Origin of the sequence: Rhodopirellula halodulae (genome assembly GCF_020966775.1) — a bacterium.
Taxonomy (GTDB): domain Bacteria; phylum Planctomycetota; class Planctomycetia; order Pirellulales; family Pirellulaceae; genus Rhodopirellula; species Rhodopirellula halodulae.
In genome coordinates, this window is sequence record NZ_JAJKFV010000010.1 from 149,304 (window position 1) to 171,766 (window position 22,463).

Genomic DNA, 22,463 nt, shown 5'->3' on the forward strand with positions numbered 1-22,463 from the left:
TTCACTTTGGGGCACGACGGGGCAGGCGTGTTGGTGTCGCTTGGCAGGTTGGCGAAATTCTCCGATCAATTGCGGTGGTGATTGAGCCAGTTCGGGCATCGGGTTGGCTTCTTCACTGGGCGCATGCGCGGAGGCGAGATCGCCGGACTGATATCAAATCGACCAAACTTCACGGACGAAGCGGCCAATTCGGCATCAAGCCTCAAGGTGCAACCAAATGGTGCGACGATTAATCCATCGTCACGCTTTCTGACTGAAATAGCTCCTGTCAGAAAAATTGGTGTTTTGCCAGCAATTCATCCTGTGAGTGTCTGAAGGGCTGGTTCGGCCTGGTAAAGCCCACCGGTGCGGCGGATCAAACGGACTTGGCATCTCACTCGGCTCGGCCAATTTGTGAGGAAAGCCGGGGCTGTCTAGAAAGAATGCTCTGAAACGGTCTGTTTGTCTGGAGCAGGATTGCCGATAACACCAATCGAGCGTGCGCCGAAGGAGCGTCCCGGTTTCGGTTATCGCTGGAGACCGGGAACTGGGATGCGTGAGAATCGAGTGATGCAAAGAGACGGCGACGTCTCCTGCCGAGCTTGATTCGCATGCGACTGAACGGACCCGGGCTCGCTGAATTAAAGCCGTCATTTGAGTGTGTTGATTGCCATGTGTGGAATTGTTGGTTACGTCGGTTCGAGCCACGCGGCTGAGTTTCTCGTCGACGGGCTTCGGCGTTTGGAATACCGCGGCTACGACAGTGCCGGCGTTGCAATTCAAGACGGCGACAACATCTCCGTTACGCGATCGGTCGGGCGAATTCAATCGCTGGCGGATCGGTTGGGAACACCGCCCGAGGGAACGCTGGGATTGGGCCACACCCGGTGGGCGACGCACGGTCCCGCAACGGAAGAGAACGCTCACCCACACCTGGGCGGTGAAGGCGAAGTCGTTCTGGCGCACAACGGTGTCATCGAAAACTTTCAGGTTTTGAAAGACGAACTGACCGCCAAGGGTTACCAATTCAAATCCGCCACCGATAGCGAAGTCATCGCTCACTTGATCGCGGAAGGTTTGAAGAGCACGCCCGTCGATCCGTCGCAGCCCAACATGCGATACGTCACCGCGGTTCAATGGGCTGTGGGGCAACTGCGCGGAACCTACGGTTTGGCGGTCGCCTTTCGTGAGAAGCCAGGTTTGTTGATCGCGGCTCGATTCGGCAGCCCGTTGGTCTTAGGTGTTGGGCGCGGCGAGTACTTTGTCGCCAGCGATGCTTCACCCATCGCTGGACGCACCGATCGCATTGTTTATTTGGCCGATCACCAGATCGCGGTGCTGACTGCCGAAGGTTTCACCGTGCTGCATCGCGACAGCGGCAAGGTGCGCGTCAACATCCAACCGTTGGCCGAAGACACCGGCGAAGTCGGACTGAATGGTTATGAGCATTACATGCTCAAGGAAATTCACGAGCAGCCCGATTCGCTTCGCAATGCGATGCGAGGTCGACTGAACGACGAGGACGCGACCGCAGTCTTTGGTGGTTTGAATTTGACGCCTCAGCAGTTGCGAGGTGTGGAGCGGATCATCTTGACCGGATGCGGGACCAGTTGGCATTCCGCCTTGGTGGGCGAATACATGATCGAGGAATTCGCCAGGATTCCCGTTTGTGTGGAATACGCGAGCGAGCTTCGTTATCGAAACCCGCCGATTGAAAACAACACGTTGGTGTTTGGAATCACTCAAAGCGGTGAAACGGCGGACACGCTGGCCGCATTGAACGAGACCAAACGCAAAGGCCATCGCACGCTGGCAATTTGCAATGTGGTCGGAAGTTCGATCGCTCAAGCGGCCGATGGCGGCGTCTACTTGCACGCCGGTCCGGAGATCGGTGTCGCGAGCACCAAGGCTTACTCGAGTCAATGCTGCGTGCTAGCGATGTTGGCGTTGTACTTCGGTCGCATGCGTCACATGAGCTTTGAATCCGGCGGACGCATCATCGAAGAGCTGCGACGACTTCCCGCCGCGGTGGAACAAGCGTTGACCTGTGACTCGGAGGTGCGGCGAATTGCGTCGAAGTATGCCAACGCTTCGAACTTCCTCTACCTCGGGCGACGTTACAACTTCCCGACGGCATTGGAGGGGGCACTCAAGCTGAAAGAAATCAGCTACATCCACGCGGAGGGCTACCCCGCCGCCGAGATGAAACACGGCCCGATCGCACTGGTCGATGAGCAAACGCCCAGCGTCTTCATCATGCCTCGCGGAACCACGTACGACAAAGTGATGTCGAACATGGAAGAGGTCAAAGCTCGCGGCGGCCCGGTGATCGCCATTGCTAGCCACGAAGAGACTCAAATCCGCCGAATCGCGGACGAGGTGATCATGATTCCGGAGGTTCCGGAGTTTCTGCAGCCGATTGTCTCGGTCATTCCGCTTCAGTTGCTTTCCTACCATATTGCCGTTTTGCGGGGTTGTGACGTCGACAAACCGCGTAATTTGGCGAAAAGCGTGACGGTTGAGTAAATTTCGCGTTTGGTGATGCCTGGGCAATAACTAGGGTTTCATCGGAAGCCACCTCGCTTCTACCGTCAGAGCCGGGCTTCACTCGGACCGGGCTTCATTCGATCCGGGATTTCACTTCATTTCCTTTTACACTCGCAGCGGAGCATTCCTGAGATGAACGATCGGGGACTGAGCTACAACTCTCGCAAAGCACTGATGGTCCACATTGGCGAAAACGCCGGGGCGGAAATCGCCGACCTGCTGAACAGCCTGCTGGAGGAAGTCGAAGAGCTGCGTCGCACGAAAGTCAGCATCACCCGCATCGTTCCCGGGCGTCAGCCCGTTCAGGAATTCATCGAAGAGCCTGTTTGAGACGTCCTGAGGCGAGTCGACTGCTCCTCCGAGGCGGATTGAGTTCGCTGAAACAGTTCGGCGACTGGACTCGGTGGACTGACACCGCAATTCGGGCATCGCAACCCGGACACGGCCGCCAGGAAACAGCAAAAAGTCGCCACGAAGCGTTTCTGCCCACGCCGCTCGAGTAGCGTGATTGAGTTGACAGGTTGGCCTTTTGTGTCGACAGTGTCGGGTTCTCGGGAGAAGTCTCCCATGTTTCCCCACCCACGCTCGTCTCGCCATACATGTCTGACGCTTCCTCGACCGCCCCCAGCCAATCGGGGGCCGCTTCGCAATCCACCGGCAGCCGCACGTTGCTGGACAAAATTTGGGACCAGCACGTGGTCCACGCCCCTGAAACGGGCCCCGCGATTCTCTACATCGATTTGCACCTGGTCCACGAAGTGACCAGCCCCCAAGCGTTCGAAGGGCTGCGAATCAACAACCGCAAAGTGCGTCGTCCAGAACGCACCATCGCGACGCCCGACCACAACGTCCCCACGTCCGACCGCAGCCTTCCCATCGCCGACCCGATCAGCCGCAAGCAGATCGAAACGCTTCGCGACAACTGCAAAGAGTTTGGCGTTCCGCTGTTTGATATTCACGATGTCCGCCAAGGGATTGTCCACGTCATCGGGCCTGAAAACGGATACACCCAACCCGGCATGACCATCGTGTGTGGTGACTCGCACACCGCAACGCACGGTGCCTTTGGCTCGCTGGCATTCGGGATCGGAACCAGTGAGGTGGAACACGTTCTGGCCACGCAAACCTTGCTGCAGTTCAAACCCAAAACGTTTGAGCTTCGCGTCGATGGTGAGCTGGCTCGCGGAGTCACCGCGAAGGATTTGGTGCTCTACCTGATCGGCCAAATCGGAACGGCGGGCGGAACCGGTTACGTCTTGGAGTTCACCGGCGACGCGGTTCGAAATCTGACCATGGAAGAGCGAATGACGGTCTGCAACATGTCGATCGAGGCGGGAGCCCGGGCCGGCATGATCGCGCCTGACCAGACGACGTTTGACTACCTGCGTGGTCGTCCTGAGTGCCCGGCTGATTTCGATGCTGCCGTGGAACAATGGAAGCAGCTTCCATCGGATCCCGGTGCCACTTATGACCGCAGCAACGTGTATCGCGGTGAGGACATCCGTCCGCAAGTCACTTGGGGGACCAACCCGGGCCAGGTGTGCAGCGTGGATGCCGTGGTTCCATCTCCCGGCGACAGCACGGACGTCAACATTCAGAAGTCGACGGCTTCGGCACTGCAGTACATGGATTTGAAAGCCGGCACGCCGATCACGGACATTGGGATCGACCGGGTCTTCATCGGTTCGTGCACCAACGCTCGCATCGAAGATTTGCGTGCCGCTGCGGCCGTGATCAAAGGCCATCGCTGCAGCGACAAGGTCAACGCGATGATTGTCCCTGGTAGCGGCAAAGTGAAGTTGCAAGCGGAAGAAGAAGGCCTGCACAAGGTCTTCATCGAAGCTGGGTTCGATTGGCGTGAAGCCGGTTGCAGCATGTGCTTAGCGATGAACCCTGACAAGCTTGCACCCGGCGAGCGTTGTGCCAGCACCAGCAATCGCAACTTCGAAGGTCGTCAAGGAAAAGGCGGACGCACGCACTTGGTCAGCCCCGCCATGGCCGCCGCCGCGGCGATCGAAGGTCACTTTGTTGACATTCGCCAATGGGATTATCGCTGATTTGACAAAGGGCAATTCAGCCAGGATGCCGGCACTTGGTCACTCGTAACTGGTCATGCACTGCCGGATTTTGATTTTTGTCTTCGCGCTAACGATTGGCGTGGAGACTCTCAACTAACAAACCACCTCCCAAAAGCGAATAGCTTGAAAGTCACGAGCTAACAGCTGACGCCGAAGGTTTTCACCATGCAAAATTTCACTGTTCATCAGGGTGTCGTCGCGACGTTGGATCGCGCCAATGTCGATACCGATCAAATCATTCCCAAGCAATTTCTCAAACGCATTGAACGCACCGGATTCGGTCAGTTCCTGTTCTACGATTGGCGTTTTTTGGAAGACGGCGAAACGGAGAATCCCGATTTCGAACTGAACCGAGTGAACGTCAAAGGTGCGTCGATTCTCGTCACGCGTCAAAACTTCGGCAGCGGCAGTAGCCGTGAGCATGCGGTTTGGGCATTGGATGATTACGGCATCCGCGCCGTGATCGCACCGTCCTTTGCGGACATCTTTTTCAACAACTGCTTCAAGAACGGCGTGCTGCCGATTTCGTTGTCCGAGGAGGATGTCGAAGAGTTGTTCCAGCGTGCCGCGAAGGGCAATCCTTACCAGTTGACCGTGGACTTGGAGAAGCAAGTCATCACGGACGGCGAAGGTTTCGAAAAGTCATTCGAGGTGGATCAGAGCCGACGCCACAACCTGTTGCACGGGTTGGACGACATCGCGCAAACGCTGCAGCACGAAGAAAAAATCACAGCCTTCGAAGAAGCCCGCGGTTGAGCCGGCTTCCGCGGGAGTAGCAGTGCCGGTGATTTTGGTGTCACTGGTCGTCGAATCCGAATCAAACCCAAAAGTATAAAAGCCCAGCAGTCCGAGCGACTGCTGGGTTTTCTTTTGGGTGGCTCACGCAGCAGTCACCGCGTGATCGCTCTATCCTCGTTTTGAGGGCGTTAGGTATGACCGATGTGCGATTGGGAAGTTCGGTGCTTGTCCCAAGAATGTTGTAGCGTGCGGAGGTGAAGGATGCCTTGGTCGGACATGGATGCGGCGCGTGAAGGTTTGTCCCTGGCGGGGTCGCTTTTCGCCGTGCTTTCGACATTTTACTTCTGGTTGATCCGGGCGAACCGTGAGCGAGCCAAAGTGGAAGCGTGTGCGGTCAACGGGCTTCGCGGCACCATGCTGATGGCGATGGAGGACACCGCCACGTATCGAAGCGTTCAGCCTTCCGAAAACGAAATCGTGTTGAAGTACTGGTTGGATCTCGCGATCGTCAACAACAGCGAACTGCCCAATGCTTTGTTGGGCATCAAGGTCTGGATGAAATTCGCCGACGGTCGATGGCATGCGATGCAGGTCGGCGCGGTTGAATCCGGCGAGGATTTGTTTCCCATCAATGTGGATCCATTGACCACCGCGGCACTTCACTTAACGCTCGCAACCAAGATCCCGGGCGAAGTCTCCGGCGGTTTTCGTGAACGCGAATGTGCGGCTGGGGACGCGTTGCCATCGGAGGTGCCTATCCGCATCGAGATGCAGGCCTTACGTGACAAGGTCTTCGTCACCGAGTTGGTCGATGACGGTCGCCGTCTGTTGCGAACCGACGCGGAGTCGATGGCTGCTTCCAAGACTGCCGCCTGATTCGTTGCTCAAGGATTGCGGATTCGATTTGCTGCTTGGTCAGGCAAGCACCGCAGATTCGGTTGATCGTGTGGACGACGAGATCGAGCTTTCCACGATCGGGATATGACGTTGGTTGATCTCAGGATTGCGGCGCAAGTTCTCAATCATGGGTTGAGTCAAGCGTCGACCGCCAGTGACAACCTTTGGGCCATCGGAAATGCGAATGTCTTCGTAGGGAATCATGCCGGGACATAGTTCGTCGACCGGGACCATGGTGAGGCAGAGTGTGTCGTGGTTGTCATTCAAACATTCCATTGCACGGATCAGCTTGTCGGAAAGCTCGGGCATGATGGATTGAATGGTCGATGAAGTTGCTTCCACGCACAGGCCCTTCGCGGTCAGGAAGTTCCAGTAGAAGACGACTCGCAACAGCAGAGCCGAGATCTCAATGCGTCGGCCGGTTTCGTTGAGCCGTTGAGCTTTGGGAACGACCAGAAGAAGGTCAACGATCCAATCAAACCGAGGGATCTTTTTCAACATTCCCGCCGATGTTTTGCAGATCTTGCGGAACAGTTCTTGGTGTTCTTCGGTGGTTGGGTCGAGTTGGTCGAATCGTTTGGACTCTTCGGAGTTCAGCATCGCAATGCCAACCAGGAACACACGTGCGGCGATGCGTTCTTCCCAACCAAGTTGCAGCGAAAGATTACGTGAGAGGTCGGTGATGGCTTCGACCATTCGGCTTGTGTCGAGGTGTCGCCCATCCGGCATCTCGATCAAGTCGGTCATAAAGTCTAACGTTCCGGCGAAGGTTCCACTCAGCAGGTCCTTGGTTGAGACTTGCGTGTTGTGTTGTTGTTGAGCGGCTTCGATCGTTGCGATCATCTGATCCGGATCGCAGGGTTTGTTAAGGAACTTGAACACCTTGCCGTCGTTCACGGCTTGGATGGCGGTGTCGAGTTCTTTGTTGGCCGTCAGCATCACGAAGACCGCATGAGGCATCGTCTTTCGCAGTTCCGTGATCGTTTGAATGCCATTCATCTCCGGCATCTGCATGTCGATCACGACCACTGAGAAGTCGCCATTGATCTTGGATTGGGTGATGGCGGCCGCTCCGCCATCGGCGGAATGGATCTCGTAGCTGGGGTCCAGCTTCGTTTTGGCCATTTCCGTCAAGATGTTGAGAAGGACCGGATCGTCATCAACGAACAGAATGTTTTTAGCCATGTTGTGCCCCGTCTAGTTTCTTGGACGCCATCGGCGTCAGCCCGTTGTATCCGCTCGAGAGTCTGCTTTGTGTCGAGGTCGAGCGGTGAACGCCCCCGTTTTGCCCTTGGGGGAGTCTTGTTGCTGCGAACGAACTCAGCTTTTCGATTTCTGAGCAGCTCGTTCAGTGGAACGGTAGCATCCAATTGAGGATCTTTAGTGGAGTGTTCCGGCGCAATCCATTGACCAAGGCCTGTTTTCACGGTTGGGGTTGTTGGATTTGACGATTGTCCGGGGGGTGGGTGTATCTTGAGCGTGCAGAAAGACTGCTTTCTGTTGCGTTCGCTGAGGCGGTCCCTTGGTGAAGTCAGTGAGTGTTGTTTGCCTTATTAAGAATGTGCCGCAGCTCGTTGGTGACGCCGCCCGGATCAAGATTGCATTTCTGCAGACCCGATTGCAGGGACGCTCGACGCGGCAAAAGGCGGCATTTGAAATCCCCATGAGGCTGGGCCGACAATTCGTGGGAAATGAGATAGCATTCCCGCTGTTCAATCTTCAGCTTCCCCCAGGGTGACTTGATGACTTTTGCGACGCAGCTCAATGCGGCCATTTTGCGGACTGGATCGGTAACGTGTGTGGGCTTGGACCCTCGTTTGGAGCAGTTGCCCAAGCCGCTGCGAGAGTCGGTGGTGGAAGGCAAGGCAGATTCCGCCGCGGCCGCCTACACGCAGTTTTGTTGCGAAATCATCGATGCCGTCGCGGACCTAGTCCCATGTGTGAAGCCACAGGCGGCTTTTTTCGAGCAATTGGGCCCGGCGGGTATGGTCTCTCTCGGCGAAGTGATTGCTCACGCGAATCGAGCGGGCCTGTTGGTGATCACCGATGGGAAACGCAACGATATCGGCAGTACCGCCACGGCCTATGCCGACGCTTACTTAGGGTGCTCCGGCCCGGAGCGTTCGCCCTGGGGAAGCGATGCCTTGACCGTCAGCCCGTATTTGGGGCGTGACAGCCTGGAACCGTTTGTGGAGGTTTGCGATCGCCGGGCGGCCGGGATCTTCGTGCTGGTCAAGACATCCAATCCCGGCGGTGGATATCTGCAGGATTTGTCCGTCGATGGAAAGACCGTCTATCAATCCGTGGCGGAGTTGGTGACCGAGCTGAACTCGACGCGGCTGGACGCGGATGGCTATGGACCGGTCGGGGCGGTCGTTGGTGCGACCTATCCTGAGCAATTGGTTGAGTTGCGAAAGGCAATGCCTCACAGCATTCTCTTGGTCCCTGGATTTGGGGCTCAAGGCGGATCAGCCGAAGATGTACGGCCCGCTGTGGATGCAAACGGCGCGGGCGCGGTTGTGAATAGTTCACGGCACATCATCTTTGCCTACAAGCGTGCCGAGTTCTCTGTGGCCGCGGATGAAAGCAATTGGCAAGACGCCGTTCGCGAAGCAACGCTTCAGATGAATGAGCAACTCAAGTTCTGAGAGGTGACTCTGCCTTTCGTTAGCTTGCCTATTTGCCCCGTTTTGGTGTTTTGTCACACCGCTTTCGTGTCTCTGCGAAGCGGTGGATGGTCTTGCACGCGAGCACCGTTCCGGTCATGCCGGCGAAAGAGCAATTTGTTGTGCGACACAATGTCGCTGACGGCGCGCTGGCCTTGCGAGCGTAGGTACTTACGGCTGATAATCCCGGCCCGCGTCGGCAGGAGTTGCGCGGATGCTCTATTACTTTTTCTTGTCTCGTCGACGCGTTCTCGCCCTGTGGCTTGCTGATCGAACCAACGGTTTGCTCAGTGTGCACTTGGTATTTGGGAATGGTTATTTGTTGGCGAGTGATTTGGATCGATCATGAAACGTTTTTTGTTTCCACGTTGGGTCAATCCCTTCTTGGGCGTTCTGGGACTGGCCCTCGTTGGTGGAGGCGTCTTCGCCGCTGCCATGGGAGGTTTGGTCACGGACCCGCAAACACTCAACGTGGGCTACCAGCCGACTCAACCGGTCCCTTTCAGCCACGCGATTCACGCGGGGCAGTTGAAGATGGATTGTCGCTACTGCCACAACACCGTCTTTGATGCGGCTCACGCGGCGGTGCCTCCGACTGCGACCTGCGTGAACTGTCACTCGCCCGCCGGCGACAACGGCCAAACCGCTTTGGGCGCCGTTCATGTCGACAGCCCCAAGCTCGATCCCATTCACGAAAGTTGGAAGAGTGGTCGCAGTGTGGCTTGGAAACGCATTCACAACCTGCCCGAATTCGTTTACTTCAACCACGCAGCACACGTGAATTCCGGTGTCAGCTGCGTTTCGTGCCACGGTCGCATCGATCAGATGGAAGTGGTTTATCAACACGAGCAATTGTCGATGGCATGGTGCATCACCTGTCACCGAAATCCAAACGAACACCTTCGCCCGGTTGAGTTCGTCACCAAGTTGGATTGGACGCCGCCCGAAGATTGGGACCAAGAGGCGTTCGCCAAGGCTCATCGCGAAGAGAACAACATCAATCCACAAGTCCATTGCGCGGTTTGCCACCGATAGTTTCGCAAACCCAGGATTGCCTGCGGGCGATTCCGAGAACCCAGGCCTGCTGATCTGATCGGCTGACTCACCGCAAACTGAACTAAGAAGACTTTCCTCCATGACCACTTCGACCCAAGACGCCGGTTTCGATTCTTCCGAAGCCTCCCCATCGTCCGCTGCTGGCAAGCCGCAGTATTGGCGGAGCTTGTCGGAATTTCGTCAGGATGAGTCGTTCGTGAACGACTTTCTACACCGCGAATTTCCCGTCGCAGCGTCGGAGTTCCCCGAAGGCGTTTCGCGTCGTCGTTGGATGCAAATCATGGGTGCGTCGCTGGCGATGGCTGGAGCCGCTGGATGTCGTTACCCCGAGGAATTGATCGCTCCGTTCGTGTTGCGTCCCGCCAACCGAGCACCCGGTGAGCAGTATCAAGCCGCCACCAACTTCGAATTGGCTGGCGAAGTTCAGCACTTGCTGATCACCAGCGTCGACGGTCGACCAATCAAGGTCGAACCCAACACCAATCACCCAGCCGGTGGCGGCGCAGGAACCTATGCCCAAGCCAGCGTGTTGGGGCTGTACGATCCCGATCGCGCCCGCGGCGAAGCCGGTGTGCCGATCCGTTACGACGACACCGAGAAACGTCGTGTTGAGTCCGATTGGGACTCGTTTGCAAACTACGGACAAGCTTTGGTGCGTTCGGTTGGCAATGGCGAATCGGTTGCTTTGTTGATGTCGCCGACGACCTCACCAACCACGTTGCGATTGATCAGCGAACTGCAGTCGAAATTGCCCGCCGCGTCGGTCTGTGTTTACGATCCGATCGATGGTGGCTTGATGAACGAAGCCACCCAGCGTGCTTTCGGTCAACCTGCCGCACAAAAGTTTGACTTCAGCGAAGCGGAGTGCATCGTCGCTTTCCAGTCGGACTTCCTAGGTAGTGACGCTGGTAGCCAAAGCAACTCACGCACTTTCGCGGCCAAACGCGATCCGATGCGTGAGGAAACTAAGCTCGAGATGAGCCGTCTGTACGTCGCTGAAGGTGGATACACCACGACCGGTGCCGCCGCCGACGTTCGCATTGCGATTCGTCCTAGCCAGATGAAGGCCGTCTTGGCTGAACTCGGACGCCGAGTCGAAAAAGCCAAAGCTGGCGAAACGTTGGGCAAAGAGTACGACCTCGAACATCTGCCCGAAGAAGGCGACGCCTACAACGAAATCGACGCTGCGGCACGATTGGATCGATTCCTGAACGCCGCTGCCGCCGACTTGGCCGCTGCCGGTGACAAGGGCGTTGTCGTCGTTGGCGAAACGCTTGGCGCTGACGCCATCGTCGCCGGCATCGACATGAACTCGAAGTTCGGTTCACTGGGGTCGATCCAAAGCTTCCGTCCGTACGCCGGGCCAGAACTGAAGAATCAAATCTCGATCAAGGACGCCCTCGACGGTATTAACTCGGGCGAGTTGAGCACCGTGATCATCGTCGACGCGAATGTGGTGCACACCGCTCCTGGCGACATGGATTTCGCGAAGGCTTTGGAGCGTACTGAGCGTTCGATCTATTTGGGGATCTACGACGACGAGACCGCTGAAAAATGCGATTGGTCGTTGCCGATGAGTCACCCGCTGGAATCCTGGGGTGACTGCGTCGGAGCCGATGGGCACTACGGTGTTTGTCAGCCGCAGATTCTGCCGCTGCTCGGTGGTCGATCGGCCGCGGAAGTCTTGGCGTTGATGTTGGAACAAGACGAAACCGAAGGCGAGAAATTGGTGCGACGCACCGCCGATTCGGTGACCGGTTCGGCGATCAGCGATCGACAATGGCGAAAGCTTCTGCACGATGGATACGCCGACGACTTGGTCGTTTCGGTGGAGGAATTGTCCGCTGGGGATACCGCGGTTGAATTGCCTGGTGAGCTTCCTGAGATCACGATGGATGTGGACCAGGACAGCATCGAAGTGGTGTTCACCGCCTCGGAAGCCCTCTACGACGGGCGCTTTGCCAACAACGGTTGGTTGCAGGAAATGCCACAAGCCCTGACCAAATTGGTTTGGGACAACGCGGCGATCATGAGCCCCCGCACAGCGGAAGCCCTTGGCATCAAACACGGTTTGATGGTGGCGATTCGTCGCGGCGACACGACGGTGGAATTGCCCGTCTATGAAATGCCCGGATGTGCTCCTGGCGTGATCACCACCCAAATCGGTTACGGCCGAACTCGCGTGGGTGCTGTTGGCGGTTCGACCGAATTGGAAGTCGATCCCGTTGGCGTCAACGTTTCGCCGATTCGCACCATCGATTCCATGTTGCTGGCTCAACCCGTCGAGGCTCGCCCGCGTTACACCGAATACGACCTGGTCACGACCCAAGATCACTGGGCGATTGATGAGCTTGGTCGCGACGAAGCCGAAAGCCGCAGTTTCAGCCTGATCCGTGAAGGCACCTTGGAGTTGCTGAAGAAGCTTCCCGAGTTCACCGAAGCCAAAGGGCCACACGTTCCGAAGGTGGGTGAAAACGGTTCGCTTTGGAAAGAGCCGATCAATGAGATCGAAGAACGCAAAGAAGACGTGCCTCAATGGGGGATGTCGATCGATTTGACCAAGTGCCTGGGCTGCAACGGCTGCGTGATTGCTTGCCAAAGCGAAAATAACGTTCCGATCGTTGGCAAGGAACAAGTTGGCAACAGCCGCGAAATGCATTGGTTGCGAATCGACCGATACTTCCAAGGCGATCCTGATGTGGCGGACATCGTTCAAGAACCGGTGACGTGCATGCACTGCGAAACCGCACCGTGTGAACAGGTTTGTCCCGTCGCGGCAACGGTTCACACCAACGAAGGTCTTAACGCGATGACCTACAACCGTTGCATCGGGACTCGTTACTGTGCCAACAACTGTCCTTACAAAGTCCGTCGCTTCAATTACTTCAACTACAACAAAGAAGTGGGCGTGGGTTACGGCATCGACGCTTACCCAGGTTCGATCGAAAAGGCCAATCGCAAACTGCAGCAATTGGTGTTGAACCCCGATGTCACCGTTCGCGGTCGTGGGGTCATGGAAAAGTGCACCTACTGCGTGCAACGAATCGAGCACGCCAAAATTGACGCTCGCAAAGAAGGCCGTCGCATGGTGGAAGACGGTGCCGTCGTCACAGCTTGCCAAGCAGCTTGCCCGACCAACGCGATTGAGTTTGGCAACATCGCGGATCCTGAATCGGCTGTTTCGAAAGCCAAGGCGGACATTCGCAGCTACGGCATGTTGACTCAGCTCAACGTCAAGCCACGCACGACCTACAAGGCTCGAATTCGCAACACGCCATTCGCCTTGATGACGCGTTCACAGATCAACGATTTGTCGCTGGAGGCTCCTCATCACGGGCACGGTGACCACGGTCACGAAGATCATGGCGATCATGGGCACGGCGAAGAGCACGGCCACGATTCGCACGACGAACATGGTCATGGTGAAGAGGAACACGCCACGAACGCTCGTCGGCCCTTCCAGTTGCCGATTGTTTAGCGAAGTCCTCCGCACCGCATATCATCTACGAACTCAACCCTCCTTTCTCAGCCCTTTCCATGTCTCTCGCAATCCCAAACGGACTGGATAATTCGAACGACCGCCCCGGTCAGCGTGCACCGCTGGTCCTTGGCGATACGAATTATCACTCGATCACCGAAGCGGTCTGCAAGATCGCCGAGCAACCACCGTCTCGCGCGTGGGTGATCGGGTTCTTGGTTGCTGTTCACTTGGCGACCATGTTGGGATTGTGCATCGCTTACCTGATCTATACCGGGGTGGGTGTCTGGGGGAACCGGGCGCCGATCTTCTGGGGTTGGCCGATTGTCAACTTCGTGTTTTGGGTCGGGATTGGTCACGCCGGTACGTTGATCAGCGCGATTTTGTACTTGTTCCGCCAAGAATGGCGAACGAGTATCAACCGCACGGCAGAGGCCATGACGATTTTCGCGGTGGTTTGTGCGGGGACCTTCCCCGGCATCCACGTGGGACGTGCTTGGTTGGCATTTTGGTTGGCACCCTATCCAAGTTTGAACTTGTGGATGTGGCCTCAATTCCGCAGTCCGCTGCTGTGGGACGTTTTTGCGGTCTCGACCTACGCCACCGTTTCGCTGTTGTTCTGGTACATGGGGATGGTTCCCGATTTGGCGACCTTCCGCGACCGCAGTAAGAACCCTTTCCGCCGTGCGATCTACGGTGTGCTGGCCCTGGGGTGGAGCGGTTCATCGCGTCACTGGATGCGTTACGAAAAAGCTTACGCCTTGCTGGCGGCTTTCGCGGCTCCGCTGGTTTTGTCGGTGCACACGATCGTGTCCTTTGACTTCGCGGTCTCACAGGTTCCTGGTTGGCACACGACAATCTTCCCGCCTTACTTCGTCGCCGGTGCGATTTTTTCCGGTTTCGCGATGGTGATCACGTTGATGGTTCCCGCCCGGACGATCTTCAACATCGAGAAGCTGATCACGATTCGGCACCTCGAGAATATGTGCAAAATCATCCTGACGACCGGTTTGATCGTCGGTTTGGCATACGGCACCGAATTCTTCATCGCTTGGTACGGCCAAGTTCCCGAAGAGAAGTTCGCTTTCATCAACCGTGCCTTCGGGCCGTATTGGTGGGCGTACTGGACAATGATCGCCTGCAACGTGATCTCGCCCAATATCTTCTGGTCAAAGAAAGCTCGCACGACACCTTGGATCATGTTTGTCGTTTCGATCTTCGTGAACATCGGAATGTGGTTTGAACGTTTCGTGATCACGATCACCAGTCTTTCCCGCGACTATTTGCCAAGTGCTTGGGCTTACTTCAGCCCGACCTGGGTCGACTGGTGCATGTTGATTGGTTCGTTTGGTTTGTTCTTCACCCTGTTCCTGTTGTTCTGCCGTTTGATGCCGATCGTCAACATGGCAGAAACCAAAGCGACTCTCGCGAAAGAGTTGCACATGGCTCACGCCGACCATTCGCACGAGGGCGACCACTGAGGCCGGTTCGTTTGCCGAAACGTCCTCAGAAGTGCTGAATCCCGATCACTGATAACTGTTCACTGAAATCTTTCCCATGACTGAATCCCAACCCACACCGCAAACGGTCAAGGACGATCAAAAAGTCCACGGTGTTGTCGCCGAATTCACGGATGTTGATTCGTTGTTGGCGGCTTGTCGTCGCGTTCGCGATGCGGGCTACACCAAGGCGGATGCGTTCACGCCGTTCCCGGTGCACGGGATCGATACGGCGCTGGGGATCAAGCCAACGGTGTTGCCTTGGATCGCGTTGGCGGCTGGTTTGACCGGGACGACCATCGCGTTGGTGATGCAAACCTGGATGAACGGGATCGACTACCAATACATCATCTCGGGCAAGCCATTCATTTCGCTTCCGGCCTTCATCCCGGTCACGTTTGAATTGACGATCTTGCTCGCATCGTTCGGAACGTTCTTCGGAATGTGGGCACTCAACGGTTTGCCGAAGTTCAGCAACCCGATGTTCACCAGCCCTCGTTTTGACCGGGCGACCGACGACACGTTTTTCTTGTTCCTCGACGCCAAAGACGCTCGTTTTGACGAAGCCGGTGCCAAGGCGTTGCTATCGGAACTGGGTGGTGAATTTGTGGAGCCGGTGGTGGAGGATGAAACCTCCAAAGTGATTCCCAAGGGGCTGCTGATCGGTTTGGCGACAATCATTTTCTTGTCGTTCATTCCAGCATTGGCTGTTTTGCGGATGCGAGTGACCAAGAGTGGTTCGCCTCGTTTCCACATCTTCCCTGACATGGACTTCTCGCCATCCAAGGACGCTCAGCAAACAACGACATTGTTTGCCGATGGCCGTGCGATGCGACCTGACGTGCCCGGTACTGTTCGCCGTGGTGATCTGGATTGGGACGTCAACTTCAAGACCGGAATCGACATGGAGCAACTTGCCACGATTGACGCTCCGCGAGCTGCCCAGCTGGTCGCCCTGCAGGATGACGTTGCCGTCGACGAAGACGACGAGGTGGCGGAAGCCGACGCCGCATCGGAAGAATCGGCACCCGCCGCGGACGAAACTGGCGACAACACACCTTGGTTGACCCAAAATCCATTGGAACTGTCGGACGAAGTTCTGGCCCGTGGTCAACAACAATTCAATATCTACTGCTCCGTCTGCCATGGCATGAACGGCCGCGGCAATGGCTTGGTCAATCGCCGAGCACAGAAGATCCTGGCAACCACCTGGACGCCACCGTCGAATATGCACGACCCGACGCTGTATGCCGACGTTTACCCCGACGGCAAATTGTTCAGCACGATCACCAACGGCATCCGCAAAATGCCTGGTTACGCATCGCAAATCAAAGCCAAAGATCGCTGGGCCGTTGTCGCCTACGTGCGTGCTTTGCAAGCCAGCCAAAACGCATCGCTGGAGGACGTGCCGGAAGGCAAACGATCCGAGATCGAAAAGGAGCAAGCCGACGTGCAGGCTCAGTTGAAGGCGGCAGAGGAAGCGACAGCCGACTCGGCCGAAGAATCCAGCGAAGCAAGCAGCGACGAGAACAGCGAAGCAAGCAGCGACGAGAACAACGAGTAAGGCGATCCAGGAAGCTGGCTTCGCTGGAAGCCAGTCGCCTAACCGCCCGAAGCCGGTCAGCCCGGCAACCCCACAGTCATTTCATCACTTAGGTCTCAGCCCTCACATCTCCCATGTCACACAAAGCGGTCGCTATCAAGCCTGCCGATGACCCAGCGTTTCAGCTTCCCGCCTCCTTGGCCGGACTGTCGTTGCCCATGATCATCGTGGGCATCGTGGCACTCGTCGGTGGTGCGTTCTTCGCGAGTTCGTCCGTTGGCGGTCGATTTGGTATGTCGTCCTACCTGGTCGCATACATGTACTGCCTGACCTTGGCGATCGGCTCGCTGTTCTTCGTGTTGATTCAATACCTGTCACGAGCCGGATGGAGCGTGGTGGTGCGGCGAATTGCCGAGTTGATGATGATCATGGTCATTCCGCTCGCATTGCTGTTCATTCCCATTGCCGTCGCGGCTTACAGCGGGTCGTTGTACACCTGGTCGGTGGAAGGCTATCAAGCGGACCACGGGATTCCACTGGCTATCTGGGAGCAGAAAGAAAAGTGGTTGAACCCCAACTGGTTCCTGGTTCGTTCGCTCGTCTACTTGGGCGTGTGGTGCGGGATTGCGGCCTGGTACTACCGCGGTAGCCAGCAACAAGACGAAACCGGTGAGATCACCATCACCGAAAAACTGCAAGCTCGCAGCGGCCCCGCCGTGATCGCGTTTGCACTTTGCACCTCGTTCGCTGCATTTGATTGGGTGATGAGCCTGGCACCGATGTGGTTCTCCACAATGTTCGGGGTCTACATCTTCACCGGAAGCATCCTGTCGGCCCACTGTGCCATCTGCCTGTTCAGCTTCTTGCTACAGCGTGCCGGTGCCCTTCGCGACGAAGTCACGGTGGAGCACTACCACGACTTGGGCAAATACATCTTTGGATTCATTTGCTTCTGGGGCTACATCTCGTTCAGCCAATACATGCTGATTTGGTACGCGAATATTCCGGAAGAGACGCATTGGTTCTTCACCCGGTCATCGGACGGATGGTTCAACGTTTCCGTGTTCCTGATGATCTTCCACTGGGGATTGCCTTTGTTCGGCACGATGAGCCGCCACGTGCGTCGTCGTCCTTGGCTGATTTCCAGTTGGGCCGCCTACATTTTGGTGCTGCACCTGGTCGACTTGTACTGGATCATCATCCCCGAAGCGGGTGTGGGACTCGGCGGAGCCACCGGAATCATTTCGACGCTGATCTGCGTGTTGGGCATGGTCGCGTTGATGTTGGGATTGATGCTGAAATTGGCAGCCGGATCCCGCGTGTTGGCTGTTCGCGACCCACGCTTGGGCGAATCGCTGGCGTTTGAAAATTTCTGATCTGTTCGGCGTTTTGCGGCAATTTGCCGCTGGTCGGAACCCACCCGTCTCCTTTCTACTGAAACCTACACATGGCAGCCTACGACGACCTCAATGTGAAGCGAATCGCGGTCATTAGCGTGATCTCGATCCTGGTCACTGCGGTTACGGTCTTAGCCGTCCAAGTCCTGTATTTCGCGATGGCGGACATCGTCGACACTCGAAAGGTTCAAGCCGCGTCGTACTCGCGTCAAAACACCGTGTTGTCGGAGCAATCCGCTGAAATTTCGCGTTATGGCGTGGACCCAGAAACCGGGAATGTAATTGTGCCGGTCGAAGAAACCATGAAGAAGATGGTTGCCGAGGCTCATTCGCACGACGAAGCCTGAGACGAAACCTAGAACCCTGAATTGAACAGCTGACAGATTTTCATGACCACAACGCACTCCTCTCGACCGTCGCATCGCTCGCCTTTGGCGGGGCGTTTTGCGCTGGTGGGATTGCTTCTGGTCGTGACCCTTGTGTCGCAAAAGTCCGCGGTTGCTCAGCCGAGTACTGGGGCGATGGAGCAAGGGGCTCCAGTGTTGCTCAACGATGGAGTGCCCAAAGGCGTCGAGAACGTCACCGTCGAGCAACGTCTTGGCAATACGCTTCCCAAAGACATGCCGTTGGTGGATTCGATGGGACGCAAGTTCCGTTTGGACCATTATCTGGACGGCGAGCGTTCTCTGATTCTGACGTTGAACTACAGCAATTGTCCGATGCTGTGCAACGTTCAGTTGAACCAGTTGGCACAGTCGCTCGAGAAGATGGACGACTTGAAGATCGGTGAAGATTTTCAATTGCTGAGTGTGAGCATTGATCCATCTGAAACCGACCAACGACTGCGGGACACCAAGCAACGTTATGTCGAGCAGGTGCCATCGCATGGGAAGGCCAACGATGGTTGGTCGTTCACTCGCACGACCAAAGCCAACGTGGATCGTTTGGCAAAGGAGGTCGGATTCTCCTACAAGTACAACTCACGCACCAAAGAATATGCTCACCCGGCGATGCTGGCGTTCGTTTCGCCCGACGGTGTGATCACACGGTATTCGTTGGGCGTGGCATTCCCACCGGACCAGATGAAGTTGGCGTTGGTCGAAGCTGGCCAAGGTCAGGTTGGCGGCATCGTCGATCAATTTGTCTTGTGGTGTTACAGCTACGATCCGAACGAGAACAGTTATGTGCCGCAAGCTTGGAAGCTGATGCGGTTGGGCGGAGGATTGACGATCACCTTGCTGGGGCTGGCACTGTTGCCCTATTGGCTTGGCCGCAAGGGTTCGCCTTCGCAGCACCCAAACAACGACACAGAATCCGGCGGCGATGAAACGCCCGCCCTCGGTTCCGAAGGGGATTCGGAACCGGCACCTTTGAAACCGACTCAGTGGCATTTGTCCTAGGAACCTGCCCGTCACGCGAGCAAACGCATCCGCGGACAAAAGCAAGTTTCTGACAGATCACTGCGAAATCACCATCATTCACATTCATGTTTCCTGCAAACGAATCGCTTGCCATGACGTTCCCAACCTTGTTGGCCGACCTGAACGAGAGCTTTTGGTTCCCGATCCAAGGTTCGTCGTTCGCTGAAGAGGTCGATTGGGTTTATGACCTGATCCTGTACATCAGCTTGGCGTTTTTCATTCCGATGATGGCGTTCATGGCGTGGTGCTTGGTCAAATACATCAAAGCACGAGGAACGAAGGCTGAAAGCCAAACGTCGCACAACACGCCTCTGGAATTGACTTGGTCGATCGGGCCGTCCGTGTTGCTGGTTTGGATGTTCGTGCAGGGATCGATTTCCTTCCTCGACATGCGTACGCCCCCCGAAGGCTCGTACGACGTCGGCGTTCAGGCCTTCAAATGGGGCTGGACGATGGATTACGGCAACGGCGTCTTTCATCCTGAATTGCACATTGTCAAAGACGAACCGACCAAGTTGTCGATGCGAAGCACCGACGTCATTCACAGTCTGTTCATCCCGGCTTTCCGAGCGAAGAAAGACATCGTGCCGGGCCGCTACAACTACATGTGGTTCAAACCAACCGTTGCGAGCGAAAAGATCAGCGATGAAGAACTCGCAAAGCTGAAGAAACAGAGCGAAGGTGCGACCTGGGACTACGACATGCACCAGGTAACGCCCGAAGGCTACACGTTCTTCGATTTGTACTGCACGGAATACTGCGGGAAGAACCACTCGGAAATGCAAACGGTCGTTGTTGTTCACGAGACCCAGGCTGAACTGGATGCGTGGATCAAGGCCAACTCGGCCCGTGGATCGGACGTCTCGCAGGAAGCTTGGGGTGAGCTGCTTTACAACCGTCGCGGTTGTGCCGGTTGTCACTCGATCGACGGCACCAAATTGGTAGGACCGTCGTTCAAAGACCTCTACGGCAGCGAGCACCCGTTGGCCAGCGGTGACAATGTCTTGGTCGACGAAAACTACGTCCGCGAATCGATCATCGCTCCGAAGGCGAAGGTGGTTGCTGGATATCAGCCGGTCATGCCGAGCTACAAAGGCCAACTCAGCGACGATGACATTGATTCGATCATCGCTTTCCTGAAATCGATCAGCGAAAACGCGCCTTCCGAGCCAGCAGCGGAGGCTGAATCCGAAGAGGAATCCGCCGAATAATTCGTTTAGCGAACGCAACGGATTCGGTAAACTGACCGAAGCCGACCCAACACACCTATCACCGACACGTTTTTACGGTCTCCAGAAGGGACGCCAATATGTCCAACGCAACACTTCCAGCGGGCGCTCGCGACCCCGGTTACCCCACCGAACGCGAGAACTACCTGACCAATTCCTCGGGCATCCTTAGTTGGCTGTTCACGCTGGATCACAAACGCATCGGGTTGATGTACCTGGTCGGTGTGATGAGTGCCTTCGCCATTGGCGGTCTGTTGGCGCTCGCGATTCGGCTGCACTTGCTCGATCCCGAAGGATGGATGTTCTCGGGTGCGGAAGCGAACAATATTTACAACCAAGTGTTCACCCTTCACGGGGCGATCATGGTGTTCTTGTTCATCATTCCGAGTATCCCGGCGGCGCTAGGGAACTTCCTGGTTCCAGTGATGCTCGGTGCGAAAGACGTTGGCTTTCCCCGACTGAACCTCAGCAGTTTCTACTTGTGGTTGTTCGGAGCATTCTTCTTCGTCACCGCACTGTTCAGCAGCGGTTTGGACACGGGGTGGACGTTCTACACGCCGTACAGCACAACCACCGACACATCGGTGATTTTGGCGACATTGGGTGCGTTCATCCTGGGATTCAGCTCGATCTTCACCGGGTTGAACTTCATCGTGACGATCAACACGATGCGTCCGCCAGGAATGACTTGGTTCAAGATGCCGTTGTTTTTGTGGGCGACTTACGCAACCAGCATCATTCAGGTCCTGGCAACGCCCGTTCTCGGCATCACGCTGTTGTTGCTGATCGCGGAGCGAACCATGCACATCGGGATCTTCGATCCGGAATTCAATGGGGACCCCGTCACCTACCAGCACTTTTTCTGGTTCTACAGCCACCCGGCTGTGTACATCATGATTTTGCCAGCATTCGGCATCATCAGTGAGTTGATCAGCGTTCATAGTCATAAGCACATCTTTGGGTACCGCTTCATCGCTTACTCCTCGATCGCGATCGCCTTGCTCGGCTTCTTGGTCTGGGGACACCACATGTTCACCGCGGGCATGAGCTCGCTGACGACCATCGTCTTCTCCGCGTTGACGTTCACCGTTTCGGTGCCGTCGGCGATCAAGGTGTTCAACTGGCTGGCGACGATGTACAAGGGCTCGATTAGTCTGACCACACCGATGTGCTACGCGATTTCATTCGTGTTCCTGTTCACCATCGGTGGTTTGACCGGATTGTTCCTGGGAACGTTGGCGACTGACCTGCACTTGCACGACACCTACTTTGTGGTTGCTCACTTTCACTATGTGATGGTCGGCGGAACGCTGATCGCCTTCTTGGGCGGTGTGTTCCACTGGTGGCCGAAGATGGTTGGCAAGCTTTACAACGAAACGCATGGACGAATCGCCGCATTGCTGGTCTTCTTGGGCTTCAACGGAACGTTCTTGCCACAGTTCGTGCTCGGTAGCCGCGGCATGCCTCGCCGCTATGCGACTTACGATCCGGAGTTTGCCACTCTGCACCAGCTCAGCACCTTCGGTGCATTGTTGTTGGGTGTTGGTCTGCTCTACGCGTTCATCGTGTTGATGGTGTCATTGGTGAAAGGCCGCCGCGCTCCCGCCAACCCATGGGGCGGTGTGACGTTGGAATGGCAATGCACCAGCCCGCCACCGTACTACAACTTCGAGCGACCACCGGTCGTTGGCGACCCTTACGATTTCCATAACCTGGAATGGGACGCTGAGAATGAGCGTTACGTGACGACCGAGCCGGAACGCAAATTGGCTCCTGAATCGACACCGGAAGAAGTTCCCGCTCACGCTGGCGGACAAAAGTAGTTCAAAAGCCCTGCGTCGAATTGTCCGTCCTGACGGATCGTGCGGCGTATCAAGGCAATCGTTATAAATCCCGCGGCATCTGGTCGGTGCCGCTTCCCGTTTTGAAACAGTT

16 protein-coding genes are annotated in these 22,463 nt (G+C 56.3%); 15 read left to right on the top strand and 1 reads right to left on the bottom strand.

Translation table 11 applies throughout. The features are described from left to right. Positions 1-651: 651 nt before the first annotated feature. The 5 genes from glmS (at position 652) to LOC70_RS08200 (ending at position 6,218) form a co-directional block, all read left to right on the top strand. A complete protein-coding gene (gene glmS, locus LOC70_RS08180) occupies positions 652-2,505 on the top strand; it encodes a glutamine--fructose-6-phosphate transaminase (isomerizing) (RefSeq protein ID WP_230253117.1) in 1,854 nt (617 codons plus the stop codon). A 153-nt stretch (positions 2,506-2,658) separates the two neighbouring features. After that, entirely contained in the window at positions 2,659-2,856 is a 198-nt protein-coding gene (locus LOC70_RS08185) for a hypothetical protein (RefSeq protein WP_230253118.1), read from the top strand. 269 nt (positions 2,857-3,125) lie between these two features. Further along, the gene (gene leuC / locus LOC70_RS08190) at positions 3,126-4,583 is read left to right on the top strand and encodes a 3-isopropylmalate dehydratase large subunit (protein ID WP_230253119.1); all 1,458 of its coding nucleotides are present in this window, start codon (positions 3,126-3,128) and stop codon (positions 4,581-4,583) included. 186 nt (positions 4,584-4,769) lie between these two features. Beyond that, entirely contained in the window at positions 4,770-5,360 is a 591-nt protein-coding gene (gene leuD / locus LOC70_RS08195) for a 3-isopropylmalate dehydratase small subunit (protein ID WP_230253120.1), read from the top strand. A gap of 243 nt (positions 5,361-5,603) precedes the next feature. Then, entirely contained in the window at positions 5,604-6,218 is a 615-nt protein-coding gene (locus LOC70_RS08200) for a hypothetical protein (protein ID WP_230253121.1), read from the top strand. Between the two features lie 39 nt (positions 6,219-6,257). On the opposite strand, the gene LOC70_RS08205 is transcribed toward LOC70_RS08200, so the two are convergent. Continuing rightward, positions 6,258-7,424, bottom strand: a complete 1,167-nt coding sequence (locus LOC70_RS08205) for a response regulator (protein ID WP_230253122.1) — start codon at positions 7,422-7,424, stop codon at positions 6,258-6,260. 557 nt (positions 7,425-7,981) lie between these two features. Between LOC70_RS08205 and pyrF the strand changes: the two genes are divergently transcribed. The 10 genes from pyrF to LOC70_RS08255 all read left to right on the top strand — a co-directional run bounded on the left by pyrF (position 7,982) and on the right by LOC70_RS08255 (position 22,351). Beyond that, entirely contained in the window at positions 7,982-8,887 is a 906-nt protein-coding gene (pyrF, locus tag LOC70_RS08210; RefSeq protein WP_230253123.1) for an orotidine-5'-phosphate decarboxylase, read from the top strand. Between the two features lie 363 nt (positions 8,888-9,250). Continuing rightward, positions 9,251-9,940: a cytochrome c3 family protein gene (locus LOC70_RS08215; protein ID WP_230253124.1), complete on the top strand. Its 690-nt coding sequence runs from the start codon at positions 9,251-9,253 to the stop codon at positions 9,938-9,940. A gap of 100 nt (positions 9,941-10,040) precedes the next feature. Beyond that, entirely contained in the window at positions 10,041-13,439 is a 3,399-nt protein-coding gene (locus LOC70_RS08220; protein ID WP_230253125.1) for a TAT-variant-translocated molybdopterin oxidoreductase, read from the top strand. Positions 13,440-13,498: 59 nt separating this feature from the next. Continuing rightward, positions 13,499-14,920 (top strand): NrfD/PsrC family molybdoenzyme membrane anchor subunit, encoded by a 1,422-nt coding sequence (gene nrfD / locus LOC70_RS08225; protein ID WP_230253126.1) that lies wholly within the window; start codon positions 13,499-13,501, stop codon positions 14,918-14,920. Positions 14,921-14,996: 76 nt separating this feature from the next. Beyond that, on the top strand, positions 14,997-16,502 hold the full coding sequence (locus LOC70_RS08230; protein WP_230253127.1) for a quinol:electron acceptor oxidoreductase subunit ActD: 1,506 nt from the start codon (positions 14,997-14,999) through the stop codon (positions 16,500-16,502). A gap of 113 nt (positions 16,503-16,615) precedes the next feature. Continuing rightward, positions 16,616-17,857 carry a hypothetical protein gene (locus LOC70_RS08235; protein WP_230253128.1) on the top strand — a complete coding sequence of 414 codons (1,242 nt, stop codon included), beginning with the start codon at positions 16,616-16,618 and terminating at the stop codon, positions 17,855-17,857. Between the two features lie 71 nt (positions 17,858-17,928). Continuing rightward, a complete protein-coding gene (locus tag LOC70_RS08240) occupies positions 17,929-18,225 on the top strand; it encodes a hypothetical protein (RefSeq protein ID WP_230253129.1) in 297 nt (98 codons plus the stop codon). A 42-nt stretch (positions 18,226-18,267) separates the two neighbouring features. Beyond that, positions 18,268-19,278 (top strand): SCO family protein, encoded by a 1,011-nt coding sequence (locus LOC70_RS08245; RefSeq protein ID WP_230253130.1) that lies wholly within the window; start codon positions 18,268-18,270, stop codon positions 19,276-19,278. Positions 19,279-19,364: 86 nt separating this feature from the next. Then, positions 19,365-20,510: a cytochrome c oxidase subunit II gene (locus LOC70_RS08250; RefSeq protein WP_315857220.1), complete on the top strand. Its 1,146-nt coding sequence runs from the start codon at positions 19,365-19,367 to the stop codon at positions 20,508-20,510. Positions 20,511-20,608: 98 nt separating this feature from the next. Further along, positions 20,609-22,351, top strand: a complete 1,743-nt coding sequence (locus tag LOC70_RS08255) for a cytochrome c oxidase subunit I (RefSeq protein WP_230253132.1) — start codon at positions 20,609-20,611, stop codon at positions 22,349-22,351. Positions 22,352-22,463: the final 112 nt, after the last annotated feature.